A 1,578-nucleotide genomic window follows, 5' to 3' on the forward strand; every position below is an offset into this window, starting at 1 on the left:
GGGGTGGCTCATGCCGTGCCTCCGCGCGCCGCCGCCCAGTCGCGGGCCCAGGCGAGGGCGTTCTCGATGAGCAGCCCGCCGGTCGGCGTCAGGATGCTCTCGGGGTGGAACTGCACGCCCACCAGCGGCAGGGTCTTGTGGGCGAGGGCCATCACCAGCTTGCCGCAGCGGGCGGTCACCTCGAGCTCGGCCGGGATCTCCAGGCCGACGAGGCTGTGGTAGCGGCCCACGGCCATCGGGCTCTCGAGGCCGGCGAAGAGGCCCCTGCCCTCGTGCGTGACCGGGCTCGCCTTGCCGTGCACGGGTAGGGGCGCGCGGCCCACGCGGCCGCCGAAGGCCTCAATGATGACCTGGTGACCCAGGCACACCCCGAAGATCGGCAGGCGCCCGGCCAGCGCACGCACGGCTTCCAGGCCCACGCCCGCCTTGCCAGGCGTCGAGGGCCCGGGCGAGATCACCATCAGGTCGGGCGCCTCGTCGGCGATCACTGCCTCGAGATCGGCGAGGCTCACGCTCGCGCGGTAGACGAGCACGCGCGCGCCGCGCTTGGCGAACTCGTCGACGAGGTTGTAGGTGAAGGAGTCGAAGTTGTCGATCATGAGGACGGTCATGGCCGCGCCTCCTTGCCGCCCCGGCGCCGCGGCGCAGCGCCGACCTGCGGCCCGCCCCCGGGGGCCGGTTCGGGCAGGCCGGGCGCGAGCCCCAGCGCGGCCAGCGGCGCGCGGGCCTTGTGCCGCGTCTCGGCCGCCTCGCGCGCGGGCAGCGAGTCGTAGACCACGCCCGCGCCGGCCCGCGCGATCGCGCGGCCGTCGGCGAGGAGCAGCGAGCGAATCACGATCGCCGTGTCGAACTCGCCGTCGAGCAGGTAGTAGCCGACGGCGCCGCCGTAGAAGCCGCGCCGCGTGGGTTCGAAGCGGCGGAGCAGGCGCATCGCCTCCACCTTGGGCGCGCCGGTGAGCGTGCCCATGTTCATCGTCGCGAGGTAGGCGTGCAGGGGATCGAGGCCGGCGGCGAGGCGGCCGGTGACGCGGCTCACCAGGTGCTGCACGTGGCTGTACTTCTCGACCACGAAGAGCGCTTCGGCGAGGCGGCTGCCGGGCTCGCTGACGCGGGCGACGTCGTTGCGCGCGAGGTCGACGAGCATGACGTGCTCGGCCAGCTCCTTCGCGTCGAGCTTGAGCTCGGACTCGTAGCGCGAGTCGAGATCGGGGTCGATCTGCTCGCCCCGCCGGCCGCGCGGGCGCGTGCCGGCGATGGGCCTGATGGAGAGATCCCAGACGCCATCCGCCGCGCCGGACGCCGGCGCGCGGCTCACCTTGAGGGCCGTCTCGGGGCTGGCGCCGAGCAGGGTCAGCTCGCCCAGGCGCAGGAAGAACATGTAGGGGCTGGGGTTCAGCGCGCGAAGGCGGCGGTACACGGCCAGCGGCGCTTCGGCGCAGGGCGCGCAGAAGCTGCGGCTCGGCACGATCTGGAAGACGTCCCCCGCGCGAATGTGCGCCTGGCAGCGCGCGACGACCGCGGCGTAGGCCGCGTCGTCGAGGTCGGTGGCCACCGCGGCGGGGTCGCGCGCGGGCGGGG

2 protein-coding genes are annotated in these 1,578 nt (G+C 74.5%); both read right to left on the bottom strand.

What is annotated here, in order from left to right:
• Positions 1–8: 8 nt before the first annotated feature.
• Entirely contained in the window at positions 9–611 is a 603-nt protein-coding gene (locus FJ251_16280) for an aminodeoxychorismate/anthranilate synthase component II (protein MBM4119257.1), read from the bottom strand.
• Positions 608–1,578, bottom strand: a 971-nt coding sequence (locus tag FJ251_16285) for an anthranilate synthase component I (GenBank protein ID MBM4119258.1), incomplete at its 5' end; no start/stop codon positions are given. The genes FJ251_16280 and FJ251_16285, both read right to left, overlap by 4 nt.

The sequence above is a fragment of the bacterium genome, assembly GCA_016873475.1.
Lineage (GTDB): Bacteria > Krumholzibacteriota > Krumholzibacteriia > JACNKJ01 > JACNKJ01 > VGXI01.

Excerpts from the sequence above, each read along its gene's own strand:
- FJ251_16280 (MBM4119257.1), bottom strand. The coding sequence starts at position 611 with ATGACCGTCCTCATGATCGACAACTTCGACTCCTTCACCTACAACCTC.